We start from the raw sequence: 4,704 nt of genomic DNA, 5'->3' as shown, positions 1-4,704 counted from the left end.
TAGGGTAGTCGTTTCGGCCACCCTATTTTCTTTGAAATCACACTGCCCTATCTACTGCTGACTCTAGATTTGAAGTACCTTGTCATCCCCAAAGGTCATCGTTTTATAGTTTATATATTCAAATAATCTTAAAGTCTATATTTTTGATCAATAAATCAACCCAAGAATTTATGTTGATCTAAGATCATTCCTCTAAAGTGCTCCAGCAAATAGATTGTCTATCACTATTTCTGTCAAGATTTGATCTTTGACCTCTGCAGGCGAAGGAATATTTCGATGCTAGTTGATTGCTAGAAGATTGGTATTGCTCGATATTGGTCGCTGGTTAATCATTGCTGGGCTACCCACAGTGCGGTCTGAATTTTCCAGGGTGATAATTGTTCCTGATTGGCCTTTGAAATGTGCTTCTCTAGTAAATTTGTTAATTCGTGAAGGCGAAGATCCAAATTATGGTTGATGGTTATATTTGCTGTTTTTCCATGACATTCATAGAAGCGCATAATCCATTGTTGGGGATTATCCTCGGATACCTTAAATGCCATCAGTATTAAGTTATCGGCCTCAAAACTTAAAAACTTATTTTGTGGTGGCAACACGTTCTTATCCTGATTGCCAGCAGACAACACAATTGCATGACAGGGCCGATTGAGTTCATACCCTTTGTGAGTGGTCCGAGCTGTCTGCCAAGAGCCTGAATGGGGATAGATGGCGTAGGTGAATTGGTGATGGCCGCGATCGCATCCTGGATCCGGCCAATTCGGACTGCGTAACAAAGTCAACCGCAGTTGGTTAGGCTTCGCATCATAGCCATACTTGCAATTATTCAATAGGCTCACACCATAAGTGGGCTCATGTCTATCCGTTAAATCAGCCCATTGCAAAGCTGGCACTTCCCACTTGGCTTTTTCTCTGGGTTCCAGTTGGGAATTGGGCAAGGTGGGACGTTCGATAGCACCGCACGGGATTTCATAGGTGGCGTAATCAGAAGAAATTGTTAGAGGAAAGGCAGTCTTAACGAGAACTTGGGTTTCCTGCCAGTCCACTGTTACTTCAACCTTAAGCAGGGGTGCATTGGTGTCCAGCACATAATCCTGGCAAAACTGAGATTGACCAAATTGATGTTTCACTCGCAGCCGCTGTTGCAGAGGCCCTTGACTCAGCCACTCAAGGGATTGCAAGGTTGCGCCCGGCAGTTCTTTATTTTCGTAGTCTGGGTCAATATTCCAGGCATCCCAATATTGGCCCTTATCGGTAAAAAACTGGAGATGATTGCCCGGTCCAGACAGCACCTGTCGCTGCGCCACTTTGTCATAAATTTGATCTAATTCTCCCGTTTGTTCATTAACTTGTACCTGTAAATAGTCATTTTCTAAAATCCAATTTTTAGGTATAATGTCTGGTGGATCAGATTGGACGTTCTCTACGGGCGTTAACCAGTAGAGCTGATAACCAATAGCAGGTACTTCAGCACGAAAACAGAGGAAGTCTGGCTGGTCGGGATGAGGCTGAATCGGCAAGTTTTGTCCCTTAGCCGTGGAAATCTGCCATTGTTTGTGAGGATCGGGCAGTTGAACCCACACTAATTCAGATCGCTGCCAGTTGAGAGAGTTAAACACCACCACAGGCAGGCTCGCAGAATTAGGGGGCGGTGGACAATCGATGGCGGTGGCAATCGCTTTTAACGCTGTTTGCAAATGCTGGGTGGCAGACTGTTTGGCGGCCTCCCAATCACGGTTGGCATCAACAAAAACTTGGGGAATCGATGATCCCGGTAGGATATCGTGAAATTGGTTAAATAAGACCTGCTTCCAAGCCTGTTCTAGGTCGTCGTGGGGATAAGGATGTTCGAGGGTAAGGGTTGCGATCGCACTCCACAATTCTGCTTCATACAGCAACCGTTCACACTCTCGGTTATAGCGTTTTTGGTCAGCATGACTGGTATAGCAACCCCGATGCAATTCTAGGTACAGCTCATCCGCCCAAACGGGCACCTGCTGAATCTGAGCTTCCACCTGCTGACAAAAGTTTTCAGCGGTAGTTGGCTGTAGTTTTGGGAATAAGGGCGATTGCTGCCATTGCCGAGCCACCTCTAACATGTCGCGGGTTGGACCACCACCATGATCGCCTACCCCCGGTAACCATAGACAGTCTTGTACCCCAGTTGAAGCTTCCCATTCTTGGGCATAGGTTCCCATCTTGACTGGGTGAATCTGTTCACCGATGGGGGGCAACATCAGGCTAAAAATTTCAGTCCCATCGGGCGCTTTCCACAGAAAAACTTCATAGGGGAACTCCGTGGTATCATTCCAGCGCAGTTTCTGAGTCAAAAAATAATCAATGCCGCCCTGCTTCAATATCTGGGGGAGCTGCCAACAAAATCCAAAACTATCGGGTAACCAAGCAGTCTTACTAATGCAGCCAAACTTTTCTTGGGTATAGCGCTGACCATAGAGCACTTGGCGAACTAAAGATTCGCCGCCAATCAAATTCAGTTCTGGCTCCACCCACAACCCGGCAGCTATCTCCCACGTCTCTTGATCAACTTGTGTTTGAATTTGAGTAAACAGGTCTGGACGGTTTTGTTCGAACCATGCATAAAGAGCTGGGGAAGAATGGCAAAATATCAGTTCAGGAAACTCTGTCTGTAAATTCAAAACAGATCTAAAGGTTCGCTCAGCCGCTTCCCAGGTTTCTGCAACGGGCCATAACCAGGCTAAATCCAAATGGGCATGACCAATCCAGTTAATTTGACGTTGTTGTAACCAGGTTTGCCAGAGCGACAGGTGTTGATGAAGTTGGTCCAGACTTTGGCTAAACGCCTTGGGGTCACTGACCTGAGACCACTCAATAGTGGCAACAGCTTTCGTTAGGCTATGGTCGTCTGGGGAAAATTTGGCCAGGTAGCCTTGTAAAACAGCCAGTTCATCAGCGACTTTACCGGGATCTAGAAGAGGCAAAACGGGTTCGTAGATCAGCTGCGATCGCACCAAGGCTCCCGGATCATGCCCCGGACTCACTAACCGAATCGCAATAGCGATGTCATCCCCTGGCTGAGCGGCAGAACTCAAGACGATCCGAGCCGTGCAATCATACAAATCCCCTGCCTGGACTAACTCGCCGTTTACAAAAATTTCGGCCTGCTCTGCCCACCAAGTCAACGCTATTCTGAGCTGGCAGTCTGTTAGCGGGTAGCTCTGTTGCGAAGTTGGGATCGTAATCACCTGTCCGCACCACAGCACCAAACGTCCCTGGGGCCAGTCAAGATGGCCTCTAGCATTTAACTTTCCCAATGACCATTGTTGCCAAGAACGTGGATTTGTCCCGTCGATGACTGGCAGGTCATCGGCCCACATCCGCCAATTGGCTTGAATATCTAACTGAGTAAGTTGGCGCAGCCTGGAAATCGCGGCGTCAACAAGATGACCGGATGCGAGGTTATGGTCTGAAGAGGCGTTTGACTTCATTAGCGATGCCGTAAAGGTGCTCAACCTGAAAGATCTCTAAAGATATCTCTTTAGTCATCCAGCAGTATAAAAAGACTCGCGATTACCCTAAGAGCAGTAAACAACAGCATCTCAAGATGATTACATAGTATAGTCCTTAAAAGAAGGTCTATGTCCCTGCAAAGGGGGCACCCTGGACCATCTGGGCGGTGTGTATCCTCCTGGCTTTTCTAGGCATTCAAACTGGGGTAACGCCCCAAGCGGATTAACCGTAGCAAGTCGCTCTCCTAAAAATTCTCTTTGCGATAAGAGAAACCACAGTCATTGCATTTGTGCCTTAACGTTCTGGACAATCCCCTAGGGCCACAGTAAAAAACATCCACTTTCTCGTCTGGATATTGCTTTTTTAATTGGGTGAAAATTTTATCCCATTCAGGACGGCCTGGCTGAATTTGTTTTTTTAGGCCTGTGATCAGGTCAACCTTGTGCTCTTTAAATACTAAATCTAATGCCGTATATAAAGTAACGAACCGAGGTGCAGCGCGATCTTTAGGAGCCCCAGTTCGAAATAAATTAATATCAAAGAAATCAAACTCATCTTTAGCTTCTAGCTGTTGCAGCATATCCAACAGCCACTCAAAAGAGTCTAGGTTCCGGTCAAACCAATAGAAATGCACTTTCTTTAGCTTTAATGATTCTGATTTAGCGTGGTGCCGATGCAAAATGCTTTGCAGTAAAGATGCAAAGGGGGTAACGCCAATTCCTCCAGCAATTAACACAGCATATTCTGATTGATAAATATGGTTGCTAGGGCTGTGATAAGGCCCATCTAAATAAACTGGAATATTAGGTACAGAAACATCTTTATTACGTTTCTGAATCAAACTCCGAAACTGACTAAAGAGCGTTCCAGTCCAGCTCCCCACTGCCCGTATATGCAACGTTAAAGCATCATCTCGCTCAGGAGCACTGCTTATTGTAAAGGGGTGCCATTCATGGGTTGATACATTAGGACATTTTAAGTAGAGATAATCTGAAGCTTGAAAAGAAAAATTACTAGGTCGGGCTATCTCTAAGGCAAGAACCTGATTGGGTAAAACTTCGGCATTGACGATATGGGTTGTTTGCTTGCTCCGTTGATAACGAATAATGCGTTCAACTACATCAATACCTTCGCCAACCAAGGATAAGCCCCCTAGGTATTAGTCAAGAGGGCTTTAGTAGGACACTTGGAATTACTCCTAATCCAGTATCGCTAAAG

General features: G+C 46.0%; 2 protein-coding genes. Both read right to left on the bottom strand.

What is annotated here, in order from left to right:
• Positions 1–329: 329 nt before the first annotated feature.
• The gene (locus tag Q0991_RS12370) at positions 330–3,464 is read right to left on the bottom strand and encodes an alpha-mannosidase (RefSeq protein ID WP_299488960.1); all 3,135 of its coding nucleotides are present in this window, start codon (positions 3,462–3,464) and stop codon (positions 330–332) included.
• 266 nt (positions 3,465–3,730) lie between these two features.
• Positions 3,731–4,627 carry an NADPH oxidase family protein gene (locus Q0991_RS12365; protein WP_299488958.1) on the bottom strand — a complete coding sequence of 299 codons (897 nt, stop codon included), beginning with the start codon at positions 4,625–4,627 and terminating at the stop codon, positions 3,731–3,733.
• Between the last annotated feature and the right edge of the window lie 77 nt (positions 4,628–4,704).

The organism is Acaryochloris sp. IP29b_bin.137, assembly GCF_028285745.1.
In the GTDB taxonomy this organism is placed as follows: Bacteria; Cyanobacteriota; Cyanobacteriia; order Thermosynechococcales; family Thermosynechococcaceae; genus Acaryochloris.
This window is presented reverse-complemented; position numbering and strand designations above follow the sequence as displayed.

Bases quoted from the DNA above. Each gene is read 5' to 3' on its own strand.
- Q0991_RS12370 (WP_299488960.1), bottom strand. From the start codon at position 3,464: ATGAAGTCAAACGCCTCTTCAGACCATAACCTCGCATCCGGTCATCTT.